Here is a 20,339-nt window from a genome sequence, read left to right on the forward strand (position 1 = left end):
CGCCGCCCCGCCCGGCTTGCGCGGGATCAAGGCAACACAAGACCGCGCGCCCTGTATCGGTTGTTATCGCCTTGAGCGACATCAACCCGGTGGGCGCTCGCACGCCCATACTGGCGCGTCCCTACCCAGAAAGCAGTTCGACATGGCTTCCTCCCCTGCCACGGCAAATCCGGACGACTTCACGCTGCTTGACGCGTGGTGGCGCGCTGCCAACTACCTCTCGGCGGGCCAGATCTACCTGATGGACAACCCGCTGCTGCGCGAGAAGCTCGCGCTGGCGCATATCAAGCCGCGCCTGCTCGGGCACTGGGGCACGACGCCGGGCTTGAACTTCATCTATGCGCACATGAACCGCGCCATCAACGCGCGGGATCTCGACGCGATCTTCATCGCGGGCCCGGGCCACGGCGGACCGGGCGTGATCGCCAACACCTGGCTCGAAGGCACCTACAGCGAGGTATACCCGGCCATCGGGCAGGACGCCGACGGCATGCGACGCCTGTTTACGCAGTTCTCGTTCCCCGGCGGCATTCCGAGCCACGTGGCGCCGGAGACGCCCGGCTCCATCCACGAGGGCGGCGAACTGGGCTACTCGCTATTGCATGCCTATGGCGCTGTGTTCGACAACCCCTCGCTGCTGGCCTGCTGTGTGATCGGCGACGGCGAGGCCGAGACGGGGGCGCTGGCGGCAAGCTGGCATTCCAACAAGTTCCTGAATCCGGAACGCGACGGCGCAGTGCTGCCGATCCTGCATCTGAACGGCTACAAGATCGCCGGCCCCACGGTGCTCTCCCGCATTGGCGAGGAAGAACTGACGCAACTACTGCGCGGCTACGGCCACGAACCGTACTTTGTCGTGGGCGAGCAGCCCGCCGAGATGCACAGGCAGATGGCGGCCGTGCTCGACACGGCGCTGGACAGCATCCGCGCCATCCAGACGAACGCCCGCAAGGACGGCTTTCGCACGCGGCCGCGCTGGCCCATGATCGTGCTGCGTTCTCCCAAGGGCTGGACCGGGCCGCGCCACGTGGACGGCGTGCAGGTCGAAGGCACCTTCCGCGCGCACCAGGTGCCGCTCACCGATTTTGCCGCCAGGCCGGGGCACGTCGAGCTGCTTGAACAATGGCTGCGCAGCTACCGGCCCGAGGAACTGTTCGATGCGCGCGGCGCCCTGCGCCCCGAGATCGCCGCACTCGCTCCTACGGGCCGGCGCCGCATGAGCGCCAATCCGCATGCCAACGGCGGGCTGCTGCTGAAGGACCTGGCGATACCGCCCTTCCGCACGCATGCCGTGCCGATGGCGACTCCGGGCTCGATCGATGCCGAGGCCACGCGCGTCGCGGGCAACTTCCTGCGCGAGGTCATGCGGGCAAATGAGCACCAGCGCAACTTCCGGGTGGTGGGGCCGGACGAAACCGCATCGAACCGGCTCGGAGCACTGTTCGAGGTGACCGGGCGGACCACGACCGCCCAGATATGGCCGGGCGACGACCACCTCTCGCCCAACGGCCGCGTGATGGAGGTGCTGAGCGAACACCTCTGCCAGGGCTGGCTCGAAGGCTACCTGCTGACGGGGCGGCACGGCTTCTTCTCTTGCTACGAGGCCTTCATCCATATCGTCGACTCCATGTTCAACCAGCACGCCAAGTGGCTCAAGGTGTCGCGCGGTATCGGTTGGCGGCGACCGATCGCGTCATTGAACTACCTGCTCACGAGCCACGTCTGGCGACAGGACCACAACGGCTTCAGCCACCAGGATCCCGGCTTTCTCGATCACGTGGTCAACAAGAAGGCTGAGGTCGTGCGCGTGTACCTGCCGCCGGACGCCAACACCCTGCTCTCAGTGACCGACCATTGCCTGCGCAGCCGCAACTATGTAAACGTCATCGTGGCCGGCAAGCAGCCCGCGCCCCAATGGCTGGACATCGAAGCTGCAACGCGCCATTGCACCGCGGGCCTCGGCATCTGGGAATGGGCGAGCAACGATGAAGGCGGCGCGCCTGACGTGGTGATGGCATGCGCCGGCGACGTGCCCACGCTCGAGACGATGGCGGCTGTCGACCTGCTGCGCGAAAAGGTGCCGGATCTGAAGGTGCGGGTAGTGAACGTGGTTGACCTGATGGCGCTGCAATCGCCCGCGGCGCATCCCCACGGCATCTCAGACGAGGACTTCGACGCCATCTTCACCATGGACAGGCCCGTGATCTTCGCGTTCCACGGCTACCCGGCACTGATCCACCGGTTGATCTACAAGCGGCGCAACCATCCCGGCTTCCACGTCCACGGCTACTGCGAGGAAGGCACGACCACCACGCCCTTCGACATGACGGTGCTCAACCGGCTCGACCGCTTCCATCTCGCCGCCGATGCCATCGCGCGCGTGCCGAGGCTGTGCGACAGCGCGGGCCACGTGCAGCAGCAACTGCGCGACAGGCTCTTGGAGCACCGGGCCTACATCACGCGCCACGGCCGGGACATGCCCGAGATCGAGAACTGGCGCTGGACGCGATAGCCGACAGCGGTGCTTGCGGACCCAGCAAGCGCTTGCGTGCTACGCTCATATCGATTCAGAATGCCCAAGAAATTCGTGCTCTATTCCCTTGCCAGCGCATGAAACCCGCACCCCACATTGCCGTCCTCGATGACGAAGTCGATATCACGCTGCTGCTGGCCAACTACCTGCAGGGCCACGGGTTTCGTGTCACCCAAGTCCACAACGGTCGCAGCCTCATGACGCTGATGGACGCCGATCCCGCCGACCTCGTACTGCTCGATCTCGGCCTGCCCGGCGAAGACGGCTTTTCCATCGCGCGCCGCATTCGCGAGAACTGGCGTTGCGGCCTCGTCATCGTCACCGGCCGGGGTGATGCGGTCGACAAGGTGGTGGGCCTCGAAGTGGGTGCCGACGACTACGTGACCAAGCCCTTCGACCTGCGCGAACTGGTGGCGCGTGTGAAGGCCGTGCTGCGCCGGCTGATGCCGGAGACGCCCGCGGCCGCCACGGCCTCCCCGGACAAGCTGCACTTCGCGGGCTGGCAACTCGACACCGCCGCGCGCAACCTCAGAAACCCACAAGGCGGGGAAGTGCCGTTGACCGGTGGCGAGTTCGACCTGTTGCAGGCCTTTGCCCGTCACCCGGGCCGCGTGCTGTCGCGCGATTTCCTGCTCGAGCAGACGCGTGGACGCGAAGCCGCCCCCTTCGACCGCACGATCGACGTGCAGGTCGGCAGGTTGCGCAAGAAGATCGAGGCGGACGCAGACGATCCGCAGCTCATCAAATCGGTGAGAGGCGCGGGCTACATCCTGGTGCCACCGGTTTCCCATGGTTGACGCTGCGAACAACCCGCCCTTCCTGCCCGATGCGACCGCCCCCGGCTCGCTCTCGGATTTCGACGAAGGCAGCGTGTTCCGTTCGCTCTTCGTCGCCTACCCCGATTCGCTGCTGCTGGTGGACCAGTCGGGCAGCATCCTGCTCGCCAACCCTTCGGCGGCTGCACTGCTGGGCTACGCGGTGGACGAGCTGGTGGGCCTGAACGTCGACGTGCTGGTGCCCGACAGCATCCGCCCGCGCCACGCCTCGTACCGCGAAGCCTATGGCCGCGCGCCCCGCCCTCGCCCCATGGGCACGCACATGGAGCTGGTGGCCAAGCGCAAGGACGGCAGCGAGGTCATGGTCGAGATCGCGCTGAGCCCGCTGCAGAGCCATGGCCTGCCCTTCGTGGTGGCCGCCATCCGCGACATCGGTGCCTACCCGCGCGTGAAGCAGGCGCTGCAACGCGCCCGCTACAGCGAGCACCTGGCCCAGTTGGGTCGCCTCGCCGTGGACACTCGCGACCTGCAGGTAGTGCTCGAGCACGTGCCGAAGATCATCGCAACGGCCTTGCAGGTCGAGGTCGCGATGGTGTGGCTGCTCGACAGCAACCGGCTCGAATTCCGGGTGGCCAGCGGCGTCGGCCTGGTCGCCGGCGAGGAGATCGGAACACGCGTCGCCAACCGGCCCAACACGCCGCCCGGCTTCGTGTTGGCCCACGGCCGGCCGGTCGTGGTGCCCGACTACCGTCTGGAGCACCGCTTCGCCGTGCCCCGGGGCTATCTCGATGCCGGCCTGGTCAGCGCGCTGGCCGTGCCGCTGAGCGATCGCGGCCGCGTGATCGGCATGCTGTCTGTGCGCTCGAAGGAGTCCAAGCGCTTCGGCGACGAGGAAGTGCGCTTTCTCGAGTCGCTGTCCAGCCTGCTCGCCACCAGCTTGCAGCGCGTGCAGACCGAAGAGGCGCTCAACCACGCGCAGCGCCTGGAAAGCGTCGGCCAACTCACAGGCGGCATCGCGCACGACTTCAACAACCTGCTCACCGTCATCCAGGGCAACCTCCAGGTGCTGGAAGAATTGCCTGCGCTGGCGCAGGACAGCTATGCGCAGCAACTTCTGGGTGCCGCCATCCGCGCTTCGCGGCGCAGCGCCGAGCTCACCGGCAAGCTGCTGGCGTTTTCACGCCGACAGGTGCTGCAGCCGAGCGCTGTCGACACGCATGCGCTGCTGCACTCGCTGGCCGACATGCTGCGTCGGACGCTGGACCAGCGCATCCGCATCGAAATCGACACCGCACCGGGCTGTCCGCCCCTGGTGGCGGACCCCGGTCAGCTGGAATCCGCGCTGCTGAACATCGCCATCAATGCGCGCGACGCCATGCCCGAGGGTGGCACGCTGCGCTTTCGCACCGAGGTGTGCGGTGCGCTGCCGACGGCCCTGCACGGCCAGCGCAACGACCTACACGGCGATGCCTTCGCGCGCTTCGTCGCGGTTTCCATCGCTGACAGCGGCACGGGTATGTCCGAGGAGGTGAAAGAGCGCGCCTTCGAGCCCTTCTTCACCACCAAGGAAGCCGGCCGTGGCACCGGCTTGGGCCTGAGCACGGTGTACGGCTTCGTCAATCAGTCCCGGGGCGCAGTCTCGATCGACAGCAAGGTCGGACAGGGCACTACCGTGACGCTCTATCTGCCGCAGCTGGAAGAAGCCGCGGCCACGCCCATCGATGAGGATGAACTCACCGACGAAACAATTCCGCCCGGCCTGCGGGTGATGCTGGTCGAGGACGACGCAGACGTCCGCAAAGTCGTGCACACCTTCCTGACCACGCTGGGCTGTGAAGTCTTCACCGCTGCCACGGCCGAGCAGGCGTTGTCGGCACTGGATGCAGGCGCCGGGCCCTTCGATCTGCTGCTGAGCGACATCGCCTTGGGCGCCGGCATGCGCGGCACGCGGCTCGCAACAGAGGTGCAGCAGCGCTTTCCGCAGCTGGCGGTGCTCTTGATGTCTGGCTTCTCGTCGGAATTGCTGGATGCCGACCGCGAAGTGCCGCAGAGCTGGGAACTGTTGCGCAAGCCCTATACGCGCTCCGAACTTGCAAGGGCCATGGCAAAGTTGCTGGCCGGCCGTGCCTGAAGGCGTGCTTGCGGCGATCCTTACTGGAGCATTGCAGGCGCCGGCGCCAGGCAGCGCTGCACGAAGGCCGACAGTGCACCCACATCGGGAATCTGCACGTCGCGACGCCCCTTCGTTGCGAACCCGATGACTTTGTCGCGCGCCAGCCGCGACAGCGCGCGGCTCACGCTCTCCAGCGTCATGCCCAGGTAGTTGCCGATCTCGGCGCGCGTCATGCGCAGCGTGATCTCGTCGGTGCGCATGCCGCGCTCGGCCAGCGTCTCGGCCCAGTAGCGCAGGAAGTCGGCCACGCGGGCATCGGCGGGCAGCGTGCAGACGGACATCAGGGAGTCCCGGTCGTGCGCGATCTCGCGGCTCATGGCGGCATGCAGCACCTGCAGCAAAGCGGGCTGCGTGGCGCAAGCGGCCAGCAGGGCCTCATACGACACGACCCAGATCTCGCCGGTGTCCATGGCCACCGCATCGCACGAGTAGCGCCCGCTGGAAATGCCGTCGAAGCCGAGCCAGTCGCCTCGGAACTTGAGGCCCACCACCTGCTCGCGCCCGTCGGCCGAAAGATTCACGATCTTGAAGAAGCCCGAATTCAGGATGTAGAGGTTGCCGAAGCGCTCGCCCGCCTGGTAGATCGTGTCGCCCGTGTGCACGACACGGCGCTGCGGCTTGAGCTGCTCGCAGAGAAGTTTCAGTGTGTCTGCCGTGCTGTGCTGTCCCGGGCACTCCCGGCCGATGCTGGGCGCGACCGCGGCGGTCATCGAGGGGGTGGCGGTATTGAGCATCTGGGACTCCTTGGTTGTCTGTCGCGTGTCGATGGATGGATGCTAGGAAGCCCGCGGCAATGCAATGACAACGGCCGGAATCGATGGGTAACGCTCGGTGAATGCAATGTGTCCGGCGTGTATCAAGGACATGCGGCGCGTAGCAAGTCGAACGTGCCCGCCCCGCACCTTGACTTGCATCAAACCCCGGAGGGCCCGGCGCACTTAGTCTTGGCAGGTCACATATGACCATTCCCATGCCCCTTGCCAATCAGGCCTGCGCTCTCGAAGCTGCGCCGTCATCGCTCTCGCCGCTGGAGGTGACGAGTCTGCTGTGCCGCGCGCGGTTGCTTCAGCGCGCCGCGCTGGACGGGAACACGCCTAGGCTGCTGCGCGGCAAGAACCTGGGACTGCTGTGCGAAACGGCGCCCGATGAGTCGCAGGCGCTGTTCCGCAGCGCCGCCGAGGAGCTGGGGGCGCACGTGGCCGTCATGCGCCCGGGCCTGTCGCTCGCGAGCGCACCGCAGCAAGTGCAACACACGGCCCGCATGCTCGGCCGTCTCTACGACGCAGTGGAATGCCAGGGCCTCGACCCCGTGCTGGTGCAGCGCATCGGCCAGCACGCCGGCATACCGGTCTTCGATGGAGCCGCCACGAAGGCCCATCCGGCCGACCAGCTCGCCGAGCTGCTGGGCGACAAGACACCTCTAGCGGACAACCGGCGCTTCGTGCTTCAGGCCCTGCTGCTGGACGCCATCGCCTGAGCCGCCGGGCACACTCCGCGCGCTCCTTGATCCAGCGCAATACGGGCCGTCCGCGCGCTTCCTACAGTGGATTCCACGGTTGCCCCCGCTTTTGGGCGCCGACCGCTTCTCTCCTCCGTTCATCCACTGCAAGGAATCTCCCATGAAGACCGATACCCAACTGCGCGACGACATCCAGGCCGAGTTGAACTGGGCGCCAGACGTCAAGACCTCCGACATCGGGGTGATCGTCAAGGACGGCGTGGTCACCCTCACAGGCCACCTGGCCAGCTACGCCGAGAAGTACGCCGTCGAGCGCGCCGCGCAGCGCGTGCATGGCGTCAAGGCACTGGCTGTCGAACTGACGGTGAAGCTGCCCTTCGACAACCAGCGCACCGATGCCGACATCGCGCTGGCAGCCGAACGTGCGCTCGAATGGAACGTGCTCGTGCCCGACGACAAGATCCGCCCCATGGTGGAGAAAGGCTGGCTTTCGCTCACCGGTGAAGTCGAGTGGGAATACCAGCGCAGCGCCGCCGAGATCGCCGTGCGCAACCTGATGGGCGTGACCGGCGTGTCGAACCTCGTGAAGGTCAAGCCCAAGGTGAGTGCCGCCGACGTCGAGAAGAAGATTCACGACGCGCTCTCGCGTCAGGCCGACCGCGAAGCCCACAAGCTCTCCATCCTGGTCGATGGCTCGCACGTCACGCTGCGCGGCACCGTCCACTCGTGGACCGAGCGCGACGCGGTGCAAGGCGCTGCGTGGGCCACACCCGGCGTCTCCGTGGTGGTCAACGACCTGCTCGTGGACGCCTGAGCATGCGCGTCGCACTCGTCAGCGAGTCCTGCCATGCATACGACCTCTGCGATGCAAATCGCCCGCGACCCCTTCCCTAGCGGCACGCCGACCATGCGCGCCATGATGCTGAACGCCGCGCTGCTGCCGCTGGAGATGGAGCGGCGCAACATCCCGGAACCCGGCCCGGGCGAGTTGCGCCTGCGCGTGCTGGCCTGCGCCGTTTGCCGCACCGACTTGCACGTCGTCGACGGTGAACTACCGCTGCCCGTGCTGCCGATCGTGCCGGGGCACGAGATTGTGGGCGTGGTGGAAGCAATCGGCTCCGGGGAAACTGGGTACAGGCTGGGCGACCGCGTGGGCGTGCCGTGGCTGGGTCACAGCTGCGGCTGCTGCTCGTTTTGTGAGGACGGCCACGAGAACCTCTGCGACGCACCACGCTTCACCGGCTACCACCGCGACGGCGGCTTCGCGAGCCACGTGATCGCCGAGGCGGCCTTCTGCCTGCCGCTGGGCATGCCCGAGACCGACGCCGTGCACATCGCCCCCCTGCTCTGTGCGGGCCTGATCGGCTGGCGCAGCCTGAAGGCGGCTGGCGAAAACTCGCATCGTCTGGGCATCTTCGGTTTCGGCGCCGCGGCGCACCTGGTGGCGCAAGCCGCCATCGCACAGGGGCGCGAGGTCTTCGCATTCACTCGCCCGGGGGACCTGAAGACGCAGGACTTCGCACGCCGACTGGGCGCCGAGTGGGCTGGAGGCTCGAACGAGCGGCCGCCCGAATCGCTGGATGCGGCCATCGTCTTCGCGCCCGCCGGCGACCTGGTGCCCGCCGCGTTGTGCGTCCTGCGCAAGGGCGGCCGGGTGGTGTGCGGCGGCATCCACATGAGCGACATTCCGGCCTTTCCGTATCGGCTGCTGTGGGAAGAGCGCAGCGTGATCTCGGTGGCGAACCTCACGCGCGCCGATGCCAGGGAGTTCCTGGATTTTGCGCAGGAGCACCCCATGCAGGTGCACGTCAGGACCTATCCGCTCGCACAGGCCAACGAGGCGCTGGACGACCTGCGCGCAGGTCGCATCGAGGGCGCGGCAGTGCTTGTCCCCTGAGACCGTGTGCTGAACCGGGACCAGACTTGATCCGCATCAAGCGCGAGAGCGTTGTCCAGGCGCAGTCTTGCCCGCAGGCCACCGTCCCGGCGGCTGAGACAAATGGAGAAGCCACAAGCGCGCCGGGCTTCAGAGCTCGCGCGACTCGCGGTAGTCGGGCACGGTGCACGGCCAGCCGTGGCGCTCCTCGATGGCCAGTCGCAAGGCATCGGCTGCCGCAGGCTCCCCGTGGGTCACAAACACCCTGCGAGGTGCCTGCTGGGCATCGAGCCAGGCGAGCAGTTCATCGCGGTCGGCATGGGCCGACAGTGTCTCCAGGTTTGCAACTTCCGCTCGCACCGGCACGTAGGCGCCGTGGATCTTGACCGCATCGGCGCCAGCCACCATGGCCGCACCGCGCGTGCCCGCCGCCTGGAAGCCCGCAAACAGGATGGTGTTCCGGGCATCGGGCGCATAGGCCTTCAGATGGTGCAGCACCCGCCCGCCGGTTGCCATGCCGCTGGCCGACACAATGATCGACGGAAAGTCCAGGAAGTTCAGCCGTCGCGATTCCTCGATCGTGTTGACGATGATGGTCTTCCCTTGCATCGCGGCGCACTGTTCGGCGTTCAACCGGTGCTCGTCCATGTGCTTGCGATAGATGCGCGTGGCGTCCGCCGCCATCGGGCTGTTCAGGTACACCGGCATTTCGGGAATGCGCCGCGCCTGCTTGAGCAGCTGGATGCAATGCAGCAGCGTCTGTGCGCGCCCAATGGCGAAGGCTGGAATGAGCACGATGCCGCCGCGCGCGGCCGTGCGGTTGATCACGCCCGCCAGTTCGACCAGCGTATCCGTCGCCGGATGCTTTCGGTTGCCGTAGGTCGACTCCACCACCACGTAGTCCGCTGGTTCGGCGCTTTCGGGCGGACGCATCAGCAGGTCGTCGCCGCGCCCCAGGTCGCCCGAGAACAGGATGCTCCCGCCGTCCCAGCCCACACGCAGGCTGCCGGCGCCGAGTATGTGGCCCGCCCTGCGCAACTGCCACGACCAGCCCGGCCACGGCGAGCACTCCTGGCCGAACGGGATGGCCTCGAAACGCTTGAGGGCGACCCGCGCATCCTGCTCGGTGTACAGCGGCAGCGCGGGCTTGTGCTTCGAGTGCCCGTGGCGGTTGGCGAAGTCGGCATCCTCTTCCTGCAGGCGGCCGGAGTCGGGCAGCAGCAGGTCGCAGAGTTCGCGGGTGGCCGACGTGCAATACGCCTTGCCCTTGAACCCAAGCTGGACAAGGCGCGGCACGAATCCGCTGTGGTCCATGTGCGCGTGGGTCAGCAGCACGGCATCGATGGTGGATGGATCGACCGGCAATGCATCCCAGTTGCGCAGGCGCAATTGCTTCAACCCCTGGAAGAGTCCGCAATCGACCAGCAGCCGCTTGTCGTTGTGGGTCAGCAGGTACTTCGAGCCGGTGACGGTACCCGTGCCGCCGAGGAAATCGATGCGCACGGGGTGCCTCAGTGCGACATCAACACGGGCAGCGTCATCCACTGGAGCATGGACAGCGTGGCGCCACCCATCACCCATTCGCGCGCCCGGCTGTGTCCATAGCAGCCCATCACGAGCAGGTCGGAACTCAGGTCGGCGGCGAAGGACAGCAGCTTGTTGCCGACGTCGTCGTCCTTCTCCCCACCGGAATGCAGGGCAAGGTTCTGGATGCCCTGCATCCGCAGGTAGTCCTGCAATCTCTGCAGGGACGCTTCCGCGTCCTCGCCGTAGGCAACGGCATGCACTCGCGCCGCCTTGCGCAGCCACGGCAGCGCGGCAGTCACGGCCCGCGCGGACTCGCGCGTTTCCTTCCATGCCACCAGCACGTTGTGGCCGATGGGGCCGATCGGGCCCGTGTAGGGCAGCATCAGCGCCGGCCGGCCGCTTTGCACCAGCACGCTCGGCAGGAAATCGCCGGGCAGTTCGCTGTCCATCGGGTCGTTCCGGTCACGCTGGCCGAGGATGAGCAGGTCGGCATAGAGCGCGCGCCGCGCGAATCCCCACGGGCCGTCGCTCTCCGGTTCGGCCCAGTGCAGGCGCTGTGAGCCCGCGCCGTGCGTCATGAAGGTAGCGTGCATCTTGTCGCGTGCATCCTTGTCGATCTCCTGCATGATCGCGACCGCTTCCGCCGCGGCCTCGATGGCGTACGGGTAGCGCATGAGTGCGGACAGAGTGCACGGCCGGGCGGTCACTTCGGCATCGAAAGTCTCGGCGAGCTGGCGCGCCAGCTTGATGCGCTCCGCCGTGCGGGGGGAACCGTCGAGGTGGAGCAGGATGGATTTCGGGGTCTGCATGAAGGATCTCCTTGGGCTGGCGGGACGTGATGGGGGCGACCTTAGGCCCCTTCGTCCTGCGCGGCCTTGCGCTGCATCAACCGCTCTAGAGCCCGAACCCGACAGCGCCAAAGCTTGATCCGGCGCAAGACCGAGCCGGCCATGCGTGCCTAGCCTACGGCTTCATGTCACGGCCTCATACCTCCGTGCACCGCTTCACTCACCCGCTAGAAAAAAGGCACCACAACATGACTTCGTTCCAACAGGCCTGCATCGTCGGCAGCGGCATCGGCGCCCTTTCCGCAGCCGTGCTTCTGATCCGCGACGCCGGCATGCCCGGATCGCGCATCCGCATCCTCGAGGAAGCACCGACGCCGGGCGGCGCGCTCGATGGCAGTGGCAATGCCATCCAGGGCTACGTGACACGCGGCGGGCGCATGTTCACCGACGAGACCTACACATGTCTGTGGAACGTGCTGCAGAGCATTCCCTCGTCCCGCTCGCCGAACCGCACGGTACGCGACGAGATACAGGCTTTCAATGCGCTTTGGCGCTCCGACGCGCACGCCCGGCTGATCGACCGGAATCGCCGCATCCTCGACGCCAACGACCTGGGCTTCAATTTCCAGGACCGGGCGGAACTGATGCGCCTGCTGGCCACACCGGAGCGCGTGCTGGGAACCCGGCGCATCGAGGAATGCTTTTCCACGCACTTTCTCGACACCCATTTCTGGGCCATGTGGCGCACGACATTCGCGTTCCAGAACTGGCACAGCGCCGTCGAGCTGAAGCGCTACATGCTGCGCTTCCTGCAGGAGCTGCCGCGCATCCACACGCTGGGTGGCGTGCGGCGCACCGAATTCAACCAGTACGACACCATCGTGCGCCCGATGGTGAAGTGGCTGCTGGATCGCGGGGTGCGGTTCGAATACGGCGTGCGCGTAGCCGATGCGGACTTCGTCACCGGCGCAGACGGCCTGCGGCTCGAGACCCTGCATTGCATCAAGCAAGGCCGACCCCTGGCGTATCGCCTAGGCGAGGATGAATGCGCCTTCGTCACCATCGGCTCGATGACCGCCGACTCGCGCAACGGCAACGACCAGCAGGCGCCCGAACTCGTACGCGGCCTGAGCGACGGGGCCTGGACCCTGTGGCGCAACATGGCACGCAAGGCGCCGGGCCTCGGCCGGCCGGAGACCTTCTGCGGCAACGTGGACGAGAGCAAGTGGGAGTCGTTCACGCTCACGATGCGCAGCCCCCTGCTGATCCGGCGCATTCAGGCTTTCTCGGGCAATCCGCCCGGCACCGGCGGACTCATGACCTTCAAGGATTCGAGTTGGCTGATGTCGATCGTCGTGCCGCACGCGCCGCACTTCGAGGACCAACCCGAGGGGGTCTACACGCTGTGGGGTTACGGGCTTCTCATCGACACCCAGGGCAACCACGTCGACAAGACGATGGCTCAGGCCAGCGGCCAGGAAATTCTCACGGAGCTGATGCATCACCTTGGCTTCGAGGACATCCTCGAAGAGGTGCGGAACACCACGACCGTAGTGCCGGTGATGATGCCCTACATCACCAGCGAGTTCGCATGCCGCAGCGCGTCGGACCGCCCGCCCGTCATCCCGGCCGGCGCGAAGAACTTCGCATTGCTGGGCCAGTACGTGGAGATTCCGGAAGACGTCGTCTTCACGGTCGAGTACTCGGTGCGCGGCGCGATGCACGGGGTCTACGGGCTCATGGACCTGGATCTCGAAGTGCCGCCCATCTACCACGGCATCGCCGATCCGAAGGTGGCGCTTGCGAGCCTGCGCACGCTGATGGGTTGACGCCGGGAAAGACCCTCGCCGCCGATGCGCCCCCAAAGGAGGCCTCGCGGCTCATCGGCACCAGGCGTCGATCTGGCGAACAAGATCCGACCACAGGGCATGCACCGCCACGGCGGCCAGCAGCGCGCCGGCCACCCTTGCCCCCCAGGTCTGGCGCCCCGCGCCACCGGCCAGGCGCAAACGCTGCCAGAGCCATGGCCCGACCAGCAGCGAAAGGCCGCTCCCGACAGCGAACAGCGCCATCAGCGCCGCCCCCTGCAGGGGCCCGCTGCCCAACCCGGCCAGCATCAGCGCCGAGTAGAGCAGCCCGCAAGGCAGCGCAACCCACAGCAGTCCTGTCGCAAGCACACCCACCCACGTACCGCCGACGTGGGGGCGAAGACGCGATTCGACCGAGCGGCCGACGCGCTGCGCCCACCGCGGCTGTCGTCCCGTGGCGGCCAGCATCGCGCCCCACGCGAACACGAACACGTGCAGCAGCACCCACAGCGGCCGCAAGGCGGCAACCTGGGTGCTGGCCAGCGCCAGGCTGTCGACGCTGGCGGCCGCGACGGCGCCAGCCATCGCGTAGCTCGCGATGCGGCCAAGATGGAAGGCACCCGGCGCCGCGAGCGCAGGCATCGCGCCCTGACCCGCCGGCGCGAGCGGCACGATCCGTATCACCGCCGACGAAGCTGCGCCGCACATCGCTACGCAATGCGGCCCTCCGGCCAGACCCATGAGAAGCGCGGCACCGGCGAGCGCGAGCTGCATGGTCAGACCACGCGGGAAAAGCGGGTGCGGTTCGCGCGGCAGTACCGGTCGAACACCATGGCGACTGCCCGTACGAGGAACCAGCCCTGCTCGGTCACGACGAGATCGTGGTCGCTCAACCGCACCAGGCCGTTGGCGACCAGCGAGCCGAGCGCCGCAAACTCGACGGCGAAGTAGCGCCGGAAGTCGATGGCAAACGCATCCCCCATGGCGTTGAAGTCGATCCGGCCCCGGCACATCAGCGCCATGATCACCTCGCGCCGCAGCAGGTCGTCGCGCGACAGCGCGAGACCCCGGACCACGGGCAAGCGCCCCTGATCGAGGAGATCGCGGTATTCATCCAGGCTCTTGGCGTTCTGGCTGTAGGTGGCGCCCACGCGGCCGATGCCCGAGACGCCGAGCGCAATCAGGTCACCTTCGGGCCGGGTGCCGTAGCCCTGAAAGTCGCGCTGCAGCCGCCCTTCCCTCTTGGCGATCGCGAGAGGGTCGTCAGGCAGCGCGAAATGGTCCATGCCGATGTAGACATAGCCCGCTTCGGTGAGCCGCGCGATCGCGCTTGCAAGCATGCGCACCCGCGCGGCGGCATCCGGCAGTTCCTCGGCCGCGATTCGCCGTTGTGGCTTGAAGCGTTCGGGCAGGTGCGCATAGGCGTAGAGCGCAATGCGGTCGGGCCGCAGCTCGCGAATCTGGGCCAGTGTGCGCTCGAAGGACGCGTCGTTCTGCCGAGGCAACCCGTAGATCAGGTCCACGTTGATCGATCCGAAGCCGAGCGCGCGCGCCGCATCCATCAATGCAAAGACCTGCTGCGCCGGCTGGATGCGATGCACGGCCTGCTGCACGGCGGGGTCGAAGTCCTGTACGCCGAAACTGAGGCGGTTGAAGCCCAGCGCGGCCAGGTTCGCAAGGCGCTGCGCATCGACCGTGCGCGGATCGATCTCGATGGAGCGCTCGCCGCCAGGCACGAAGGCGAAGGAACGGTGCAGCAACTCCATGAGCTCGCCAAGTTCGGCATCGTCGAGAAAGGTGGGAGAGCCACCGCCGAGATGCAGATGGCCAACGGTGGCGCCGCGGCCCAGTTGGGCGGCCTGGAGTCCGGCTTCCCGCGCCAGGTCGGACAGATACTGCCGGCCTCGCTCATGATGCCGGGTGACGATCTTGTTGCAGGCGCAGTAGTAGCACAGCGACTCGCAGAATGGGACATGGACGTAGAGCGACAGTGGCGGCGCCTGCGCGCCCGCCTCGCGCCGGCGGCGCAGCGCTTGTGCATAGTCTTCGGCCCCGAAGGCGTCGACGAACCGGTCCGCGGTGGGATAGGAGGTGTAGCGCGGCCCGGGAACGTCGAACTGGCGCAGCAGGTCGACGGGCAACGAAATCTCCCCGGACGCAGGAGTAAAAGCGGCGTGAGTCATTGCGAAGGCGTCCGCTGGGGTGCATCCGAAAATTCCGGAGCAGACGGCATGGCGAGCAATGCCGTGCAGGCGCTCGAAGCCGCCGCCATCAGCCAGAAGATAAAGAAGGCAGCGGTATAGACGCCCTGGCGCGACATACGCAGCGCGTCGGCGCCGCAGAACGCGTGGACCGGATCGACGAGCGCGAACACCAGCACCTCCATGGCACAGGCCACCAGGAAAGATGGCCACAAGACGCCGGCGAGCTGGCGCAACCCGTTCATGGCGCCGCCTTCCGGGCCGGCTGCGGCATGTCGTCCGCTGGCGTGGTCGCATGGTTGCGGCCGGCCAGCGCGGGCAGCAGCTTCTTCGCGGCCAGGGTCTTGTTGATCTCGATGCCCTCGCGGTAGTAGTCCTCGGACACCAGCGCATCGGGGCTGCGCCAGGCCAGCCAGAAAGTCGCGAAGCTCGCGATCATCACGGCCACCGGACCGCCGATCACCATCCAGAGCAGCGGATAGCGCCACCAAGGCCCGGCCGCCTGCTCGTTCGTTGTTGCCGTTGTCGTTGTTGCCGTTGTCGTTGTTGCGTTCATGTCGACCTTTCAGCGCGGCACCAGGAAGGCCGCCTTTTCCGAAACCTGCGTTCCGCCGTCCTCGTCGCGAATACGGAAATGCACCGTGTGCGACCCGGCCGGCACGGCGCCATAGGGCACCTGCAGCCGTACCGCAACCCAGCGCGACCCGGCCGCATCGACCGTCACCGGCTCGTCGGGCGAGACGCTGAGGCCGTCCAGCCCAACGGCGGCGATGCGGTAGTGCCTCGGCTGCTCGGTGGCGTTCATGATCTGGAGCCGGTAGACGTTCTCGAGCCGGCCGCCCTCTGCGATGCGGGCCAGCGAGGCCCGATCGCGCACCACGTCGACCTTGAACGGCGCACGCACGACAAGGCTGGCCAGAAGCCCGATCACAAGCACCGCCAGGATCGTCGTGTAGACCAGCACGCGCGGTCGCAGTACGCGCCGCAGCAACTGGCGGCGCGACCACCCGGCTTCCATGCCGTTCTGCGTGTCATAGCGGATCAATCGCGGCGGGTAGGCCATCTTCTGCATGACGGTGTCGCAGGCATCCACGCAAAGGCCGCAGCCGATGCATTCGTACTGCAGGCCCTGGCGAATGTCGATGCCGGTCGGGCAAACCTGCACGCACAGGCCGCAGTCGATGCAGTCGCCCAGCGCCATGGTGCGCGGATCTGGGCCCTTGCGGCGCGGTGCTCGCGGCTCGCCACGCCGGGGGTCGTAGGTGACGATGAGCGTGTCGCGATCGAACATGGCGCTCTGGAAGCGCGCGTAGGGGCACATGTACTTGCAGACCTGCTCGCGCATGAAACCGGCATTGCCATAAGTGGCAAAGCCGTAGAAGAAGACCCAGAACACCTCCCACGACCCCATCTGCGTCTGCAGGAAGGCCATGCCGAGGTCGCGGATGGGCGTGAAGTAACCCACGAAGGTGAAGCCGGTCCATAGCGCGATGCCGATCCAGACAATGTGCTTGAACCACTTCTTCACCAGCTTCTCGAGCGACATGGGCTCGGCATCGAGCCGCATGCGCGCCGTGCGGTTGCCTTCGATCTTGTGCTCGACCCACATGAAGATCTCTGTGTAGACGGTCTGCGGACAGGCGTAGCCGCACCACAGCCGCCCGGCCACCGCGGTGAACAGGAAGAGCGACAGCGCGCTGATGACCAACAGGCCCGAGAGATAGATCAGGTCCTGCGGGTACAGCACCAGCCCGAAGATGTAGAAGCGGCGAGCAGCCAGGTCGAACAGCACCATCTGCCGACCTCCCCATTCCACCCATGGCAGTCCGTAGAAAAACAGCTGGGTGAGAAAGACCATGGCCCAGCGCCAGCGCGCGAAAGTGCCGCGCACGGTGCGGGGGTAGACCTTCTTCGTCGCCTCGTAGAGGCCGACTTCGTCGCTGCCGGCATTGACGATGGGAATGATCTTCCGTGTCATGGTCAGCCGCCGGTGTCAGGGCGTGGCCGTGGTCGTGCTGTTGGAGAACCCCCAGACATACGACGCGAGCATCCGGATCTGCGCCTCGGTGAGCCGGCCTTCCTGCGCAGGCATCTCGTTGTGCTTGCCCGAATTGATCATCTGAATGATGGCGGCCTCGCCATAGCCATGAAGCCAGATCTTGTCGCTGAGATTGGGTGCGCCGAGGGCCTGGTTGCCTACGCCGCCGATGCCGTGGCATGCCGCGCAGGCCGTGAACTTCGACTTTCCGAGGCCGGCGCGCACCGAGTCGTGTGGCTCGCCCGACAGGCTCAGCACGTAGTTGGCCACGTTCTTCACGTCGTCCGGCGTGCCGACGGCCGCCGCCATCGGCGGCATCACGCCCACGCGGCCTTTCGTGATGCTCTCGATGACCTTCTCGGGCGCGCCACCGTGCAGCCAGTCCTTGTCGGTCAGGTTGGGAAAGCCCTTGCTGCCTCGTGCGTCGGAGCCGTGGCACTGGGCGCAGTTGTTCATGAAGAGCCGCTCGCCGATGGCCTTGGCCTGCGGGTCCTGCGCTATTTCCTCGACAGGCATGGCTGCGTACTTCGCGTAGACGGGCGCGAGCTCCTGCGTGGCTTTGGCTACTTCCGCTTGGTACTGCTCCTGCGAACTCCAACCGGACTGGCCGCGAAAACTGCCCAGCCCCGGAAAGACTGCCAGGTAACCCAGCCCGAAGACGATGGTCAGCACGAACAGGCCGATCCACCACATGGGCAGCGGATTGTTGGCTTCGCGAAGATCCTCGTCCCAGACGTGGCCAGTTGTGTTGTCCGCGCTGGACGCGACCCGCTTGCGCGCGGTGAACCACAACAGCAGCACGCAGCCGATGATGCTCAGCAACGAGATCGCGGCAACGTAGCCGGACCAGAAATGGCCGATGAAATCGCTCATGGTCGTGCGCTCCTCAGTCCTGCTCGAAAGGCAAGCGGGCCGCGTCCTGGAAGTCGCGCGCGTTGCGACGCGAATAGGCCCAGATCACGATGCCGATGAAAAGCGCGAAGCAGACGACGGTGGCTGCAATGCGCAAGGTGGTGATGTCGATCATGGTTTCGGTCCCTTGTTGCCTACTTCAGCGCCAGGCCCAGCGATTGCAGGTAGGCCACCGTGGCCTCCATCTCGGTCTTGCCCGTGACCTCTTCCGTGGCCTTGGCGATCTCGCCATCGGTGTAGGGCACGCCGACGCGGCGCAACGCGCGCATGTGGTCCGGCAGGGCCAACGCGTCGACCGGCGTCTTTTCCAGCCATGTGTAGGCCGGCATGTTCGATTCGGGCACCAGGTCGCGCGGGTTGTTCAGGTGGATGCGGTGCCACTCGTCGCTGTACTTGCCGCCCACTCGGTGCAGGTCGGGGCCGGTGCGCTTGCTGCCCCACTGGAACGGATGGTCGTAGACGAACTCGCCCGCCACCGAGTAGTGGCCGTAGCGCAGCGTCTCCGAGCGGAAGGGCCGGATCATCTGCGAGTGGCAGTTGTAGCAACCCTCGCGCAGGTAGATGTCGCGGCCGGCCAGTTGCAGCGGCGTGAGCGGCTTGACGCCCTCCACCGCCTCGGTGGTCGACTTCTGGAAGAAGAGCGGCACGATCTCGACGAGGCCGCCGACGGCCACCACGACAAGGATCAGCACGATCATCAGCAGGTTGTTGGTCTCGACCCTCTCGTGGGAGAAGCCCGTGGCTTTTTCAGTGTTCTGGTTCATGGTGCGTCCTCAGGCATGGGCCATGGCAGTGGGCGGGATCTCGGCGCGTACCGACCGGCCCGAAATGACGGTCATCCAGACGTTCCAGGCCATCAGCAGCATCCCGCCGAGGTAGAGCAAGCCGCCTATCACGCGCACCAGGTAGAACGGGAAAGTGGCCTTCACGCCCTCCACGAAGGTGTAGGTGAGCGTGCCGTCGGGATTGATCGCGCGCCACATGAGGCCTTGCATCACGCCGGCGATCCACATGGCCGCGATGTACAGGACGATGCCGATGGTGGCGACCCAGAAGTGGACATCGATGGCCTTCACGCTGTACATCTGCGTGCGGCCGTACATGCGCGGAATCAGGTAGTAGAGCGAGCCCATGGTGATGAAGCCCACCCAGCCGAGCGCGCCGGAGTGCACGTGGCCGATGGTCCAGTCGGTGTAGTGGCTCAGGGCGTTGACGGTCTTGATGGACATCATGGGCCCCTCGAAGGTCGACATGCCGTAGAACGACAGCGCGACGATCAGGAAGCGCAGGATCGGGTCGGTGCGCAGCTTGTGCCAGGCGCCCGAGAGCGTCATCACGCCGTTGATCATGCCGCCCCAGCTCGGCGCCAGCAGGATCAGCGAGAACACCATGCCGAGCGACTGGGTCCAGTCCGGCAGCGCGGTGTAGTGCAGGTGGTGCGGGCCCGCCCACATGTATGTGAAGATAAGCGCCCAGAAGTGGACGATGGACAGCCGGTACGAATACACCGGTCGGCCGGCCTGCTTGGGAATGTAGTAATACATCATCCCCAGGAAACCGGCGGTGAGGAAGAAGCCGACGGCGTTGTGGCCGTACCACCACTGCACCATCGCATCCTGCACGCCGGCGTAGGCCGAATAGCTCTTCATCCAGCCGGCCGGAATCGCCGCGCCATTCACGATGTGCAGCAGCGCGACCGCGATGATGAAGGCGCCGTAGAACCAGTTGGCGACGTAGATGTGGCGGACCTTTCGCCTGCCGATGGTGCCGAAGAACACGATGGCGTAAGCGACCCAGACCACGGCGATCAGGATGCCGATCGGCCATTCGAGCTCGGCGTACTCCTTGCCCCGGGTGTAGCCCATCGGAAGGCTGATGGCGGCCGCCACGATCACGGCCTGCCAGCCCCAGAACACGAAGGACGCCAGCTTCGGCGCGAAGAGGCGCACCTGGCAGGTGCGCTGCACCACGTGGAAGCTGGTGGCCATCAACGCGCAACCCCCGAAGGCGAAGATGACCGCGTTGGTGTGCAGCGGCCGCAGGCGCCCGTAGCTCAGCCAGGGAATGCCGAGGTTGAGTTCGGGCCACGTCAGTTGGGAAGCGATGATCACGCCGACCAGCATGCCGACCACGCCCCAGACCACGGACATCAGCGCGAACTGCCGCACGACGGTGTCGTCGTATGCCGCAGCGGGTGGATTCGGTTGTTGCATCGTCGTGCCCTTGAATGAGTTGCGGGCAGTTTCCG

The 20,339-nt window shown here is 66.5% G+C and carries 19 protein-coding genes; 7 read left to right on the forward strand and 12 right to left on the reverse strand.

The annotated features are described in order from the left end of the window. Positions 1-142 precede the first annotated feature (142 nt). The 3 genes from ACEOAB_RS23155 to ACEOAB_RS23165 all read left to right on the forward strand — a co-directional run bounded on the left by ACEOAB_RS23155 (position 143) and on the right by ACEOAB_RS23165 (position 5,440). Positions 143-2,512, forward strand: a complete 2,370-nt coding sequence (locus ACEOAB_RS23155; RefSeq protein ID WP_413748669.1) for a phosphoketolase family protein — start codon at positions 143-145, stop codon at positions 2,510-2,512. Positions 2,513-2,610: 98 nt separating this feature from the next. Then, entirely contained in the window at positions 2,611-3,330 is a 720-nt protein-coding gene (locus ACEOAB_RS23160) for a winged helix-turn-helix domain-containing protein (protein ID WP_413748668.1), read from the forward strand. Beyond that, positions 3,323-5,440 (forward strand): PAS domain S-box protein, encoded by a 2,118-nt coding sequence (locus ACEOAB_RS23165; protein ID WP_495653141.1) that lies wholly within the window; start codon positions 3,323-3,325, stop codon positions 5,438-5,440. Before ACEOAB_RS23160 ends, ACEOAB_RS23165 begins: the two co-directional genes overlap by 8 nt. Positions 5,441-5,460: 20 nt before the next feature. Here the strand turns inward: ACEOAB_RS23165 and ACEOAB_RS23170 are convergent, their stop codons facing one another. Then, complete coding sequence (locus ACEOAB_RS23170) at positions 5,461-6,216, reverse strand: Crp/Fnr family transcriptional regulator (protein ID WP_413748666.1); 756 nt, start codon at positions 6,214-6,216, stop codon at positions 5,461-5,463. Between the two features lie 236 nt (positions 6,217-6,452). Between ACEOAB_RS23170 and ACEOAB_RS23175 the strand changes: the two genes are divergently transcribed. The 3 genes from ACEOAB_RS23175 (at position 6,453) to ACEOAB_RS23185 (ending at position 8,838) form a co-directional block, all read left to right on the forward strand. Next, positions 6,453-6,959 (forward strand): Rossmann-fold NAD(P)-binding domain-containing protein, encoded by a 507-nt coding sequence (locus ACEOAB_RS23175; protein WP_413748665.1) that lies wholly within the window; start codon positions 6,453-6,455, stop codon positions 6,957-6,959. A 142-nt stretch (positions 6,960-7,101) separates the two neighbouring features. Continuing rightward, positions 7,102-7,755: a BON domain-containing protein gene (locus ACEOAB_RS23180; RefSeq protein ID WP_056595038.1), complete on the forward strand. Its 654-nt coding sequence runs from the start codon at positions 7,102-7,104 to the stop codon at positions 7,753-7,755. A gap of 93 nt (positions 7,756-7,848) precedes the next feature. Further along, a complete protein-coding gene (locus ACEOAB_RS23185) occupies positions 7,849-8,838 on the forward strand; it encodes a zinc-dependent alcohol dehydrogenase family protein (protein ID WP_056595040.1) in 990 nt (329 codons plus the stop codon). A gap of 129 nt (positions 8,839-8,967) precedes the next feature. Here ACEOAB_RS23185 and ACEOAB_RS23190 read toward each other — a convergent pair whose 3' ends face one another. Next, positions 8,968-10,320, reverse strand: a complete 1,353-nt coding sequence (locus ACEOAB_RS23190; RefSeq protein ID WP_056595043.1) for an MBL fold metallo-hydrolase RNA specificity domain-containing protein — start codon at positions 10,318-10,320, stop codon at positions 8,968-8,970. 8 nt (positions 10,321-10,328) lie between these two features. Continuing rightward, complete coding sequence (locus ACEOAB_RS23195; protein WP_413748664.1) at positions 10,329-11,153, reverse strand: universal stress protein; 825 nt, start codon at positions 11,151-11,153, stop codon at positions 10,329-10,331. A 164-nt stretch (positions 11,154-11,317) separates the two neighbouring features. On the opposite strand from ACEOAB_RS23195, the gene ACEOAB_RS23200 reads away from it, so the two are divergent. Next, entirely contained in the window at positions 11,318-12,961 is a 1,644-nt protein-coding gene (locus tag ACEOAB_RS23200) for an oleate hydratase (protein WP_413748663.1), read from the forward strand. A 51-nt stretch (positions 12,962-13,012) separates the two neighbouring features. Here ACEOAB_RS23200 and ACEOAB_RS23205 read toward each other — a convergent pair whose 3' ends face one another. Genes ACEOAB_RS23205 through ccoN form a run of 9 tightly spaced genes read right to left on the reverse strand, consistent with a single transcriptional unit; the run spans position 13,013 to position 20,304 of the window. Continuing rightward, the gene (locus tag ACEOAB_RS23205; RefSeq protein ID WP_413748662.1) at positions 13,013-13,714 is read right to left on the reverse strand and encodes a sulfite exporter TauE/SafE family protein; all 702 of its coding nucleotides are present in this window, start codon (positions 13,712-13,714) and stop codon (positions 13,013-13,015) included. A 2-nt stretch (positions 13,715-13,716) separates the two neighbouring features. Then, positions 13,717-15,123, reverse strand: coding sequence for an oxygen-independent coproporphyrinogen III oxidase (hemN, locus tag ACEOAB_RS23210; protein ID WP_413748661.1), 1,407 nt, complete (start codon positions 15,121-15,123; stop codon positions 13,717-13,719). Next, a complete protein-coding gene (locus tag ACEOAB_RS23215; protein WP_413748660.1) occupies positions 15,120-15,386 on the reverse strand; it encodes a hypothetical protein in 267 nt (88 codons plus the stop codon). Before ACEOAB_RS23215 ends, hemN begins: the two co-directional genes overlap by 4 nt. Further along, positions 15,383-15,697 (reverse strand): FixH family protein, encoded by a 315-nt coding sequence (locus tag ACEOAB_RS23220; protein WP_413748659.1) that lies wholly within the window; start codon positions 15,695-15,697, stop codon positions 15,383-15,385. Before ACEOAB_RS23220 ends, ACEOAB_RS23215 begins: the two co-directional genes overlap by 4 nt. A gap of 9 nt (positions 15,698-15,706) precedes the next feature. Beyond that, the gene (ccoG, locus tag ACEOAB_RS23225; RefSeq protein WP_413748658.1) at positions 15,707-17,119 is read right to left on the reverse strand and encodes a cytochrome c oxidase accessory protein CcoG; all 1,413 of its coding nucleotides are present in this window, start codon (positions 17,117-17,119) and stop codon (positions 15,707-15,709) included. A 15-nt stretch (positions 17,120-17,134) separates the two neighbouring features. Continuing rightward, complete coding sequence (gene ccoP / locus ACEOAB_RS23230; RefSeq protein ID WP_413748657.1) at positions 17,135-18,052, reverse strand: cytochrome-c oxidase, cbb3-type subunit III; 918 nt, start codon at positions 18,050-18,052, stop codon at positions 17,135-17,137. A 13-nt stretch (positions 18,053-18,065) separates the two neighbouring features. After that, positions 18,066-18,206 (reverse strand): cbb3-type cytochrome oxidase subunit 3, encoded by a 141-nt coding sequence (locus ACEOAB_RS23235; protein WP_130424671.1) that lies wholly within the window; start codon positions 18,204-18,206, stop codon positions 18,066-18,068. Positions 18,207-18,225: 19 nt separating this feature from the next. Further along, a complete protein-coding gene (gene ccoO / locus ACEOAB_RS23240; protein WP_413748656.1) occupies positions 18,226-18,855 on the reverse strand; it encodes a cytochrome-c oxidase, cbb3-type subunit II in 630 nt (209 codons plus the stop codon). 9 nt (positions 18,856-18,864) lie between these two features. Beyond that, positions 18,865-20,304: a cytochrome-c oxidase, cbb3-type subunit I gene (gene ccoN / locus ACEOAB_RS23245; protein WP_413748655.1), complete on the reverse strand. Its 1,440-nt coding sequence runs from the start codon at positions 20,302-20,304 to the stop codon at positions 18,865-18,867. Positions 20,305-20,339: the final 35 nt, after the last annotated feature.

It is taken from the genome of Variovorax sp. Varisp53 (genome assembly GCF_059491555.1).

Coding starts and splice junctions, on each gene's coding strand:
- ACEOAB_RS23195 (WP_413748664.1), bottom strand. CDS start 11,153: ATGCAGACCCCGAAATCCATCCTGCTCCACCTCGACGGTTCCCCCCGC.
- ccoG (WP_413748658.1), bottom strand. CDS start 17,119: ATGACACGGAAGATCATTCCCATCGTCAATGCCGGCAGCGACGAAGTC.
- ACEOAB_RS23235 (WP_130424671.1), bottom strand. CDS start 18,206: ATGATCGACATCACCACCTTGCGCATTGCAGCCACCGTCGTCTGCTTC.
- ACEOAB_RS23170 (WP_413748666.1), bottom strand. CDS start 6,216: ATGCTCAATACCGCCACCCCCTCGATGACCGCCGCGGTCGCGCCCAGC.
- ACEOAB_RS23215 (WP_413748660.1), bottom strand. CDS start 15,386: ATGAACGGGTTGCGCCAGCTCGCCGGCGTCTTGTGGCCATCTTTCCTG.
- ACEOAB_RS23175 (WP_413748665.1), top strand. CDS start 6,453: ATGCCCCTTGCCAATCAGGCCTGCGCTCTCGAAGCTGCGCCGTCATCG.
- ACEOAB_RS23180 (WP_056595038.1), top strand. CDS start 7,102: ATGAAGACCGATACCCAACTGCGCGACGACATCCAGGCCGAGTTGAAC.
- ACEOAB_RS23205 (WP_413748662.1), bottom strand. CDS start 13,714: ATGCAGCTCGCGCTCGCCGGTGCCGCGCTTCTCATGGGTCTGGCCGGA.
- hemN (WP_413748661.1), bottom strand. CDS start 15,123: ATGACTCACGCCGCTTTTACTCCTGCGTCCGGGGAGATTTCGTTGCCC.
- ACEOAB_RS23155 (WP_413748669.1), top strand. CDS start 143: ATGGCTTCCTCCCCTGCCACGGCAAATCCGGACGACTTCACGCTGCTT.
- ACEOAB_RS23165 (WP_495653141.1), top strand. CDS start 3,323: ATGGTTGACGCTGCGAACAACCCGCCCTTCCTGCCCGATGCGACCGCC.
- ccoO (WP_413748656.1), bottom strand. CDS start 18,855: ATGAACCAGAACACTGAAAAAGCCACGGGCTTCTCCCACGAGAGGGTC.
- ACEOAB_RS23220 (WP_413748659.1), bottom strand. CDS start 15,697: ATGAACGCAACAACGACAACGGCAACAACGACAACGGCAACAACGAAC.
- ccoN (WP_413748655.1), bottom strand. CDS start 20,304: ATGCAACAACCGAATCCACCCGCTGCGGCATACGACGACACCGTCGTG.
- ccoP (WP_413748657.1), bottom strand. CDS start 18,052: ATGAGCGATTTCATCGGCCATTTCTGGTCCGGCTACGTTGCCGCGATC.
- ACEOAB_RS23200 (WP_413748663.1), top strand. CDS start 11,318: ATGTCACGGCCTCATACCTCCGTGCACCGCTTCACTCACCCGCTAGAA.
- ACEOAB_RS23185 (WP_056595040.1), top strand. CDS start 7,849: ATGCGCGCCATGATGCTGAACGCCGCGCTGCTGCCGCTGGAGATGGAG.
- ACEOAB_RS23160 (WP_413748668.1), top strand. CDS start 2,611: ATGAAACCCGCACCCCACATTGCCGTCCTCGATGACGAAGTCGATATC.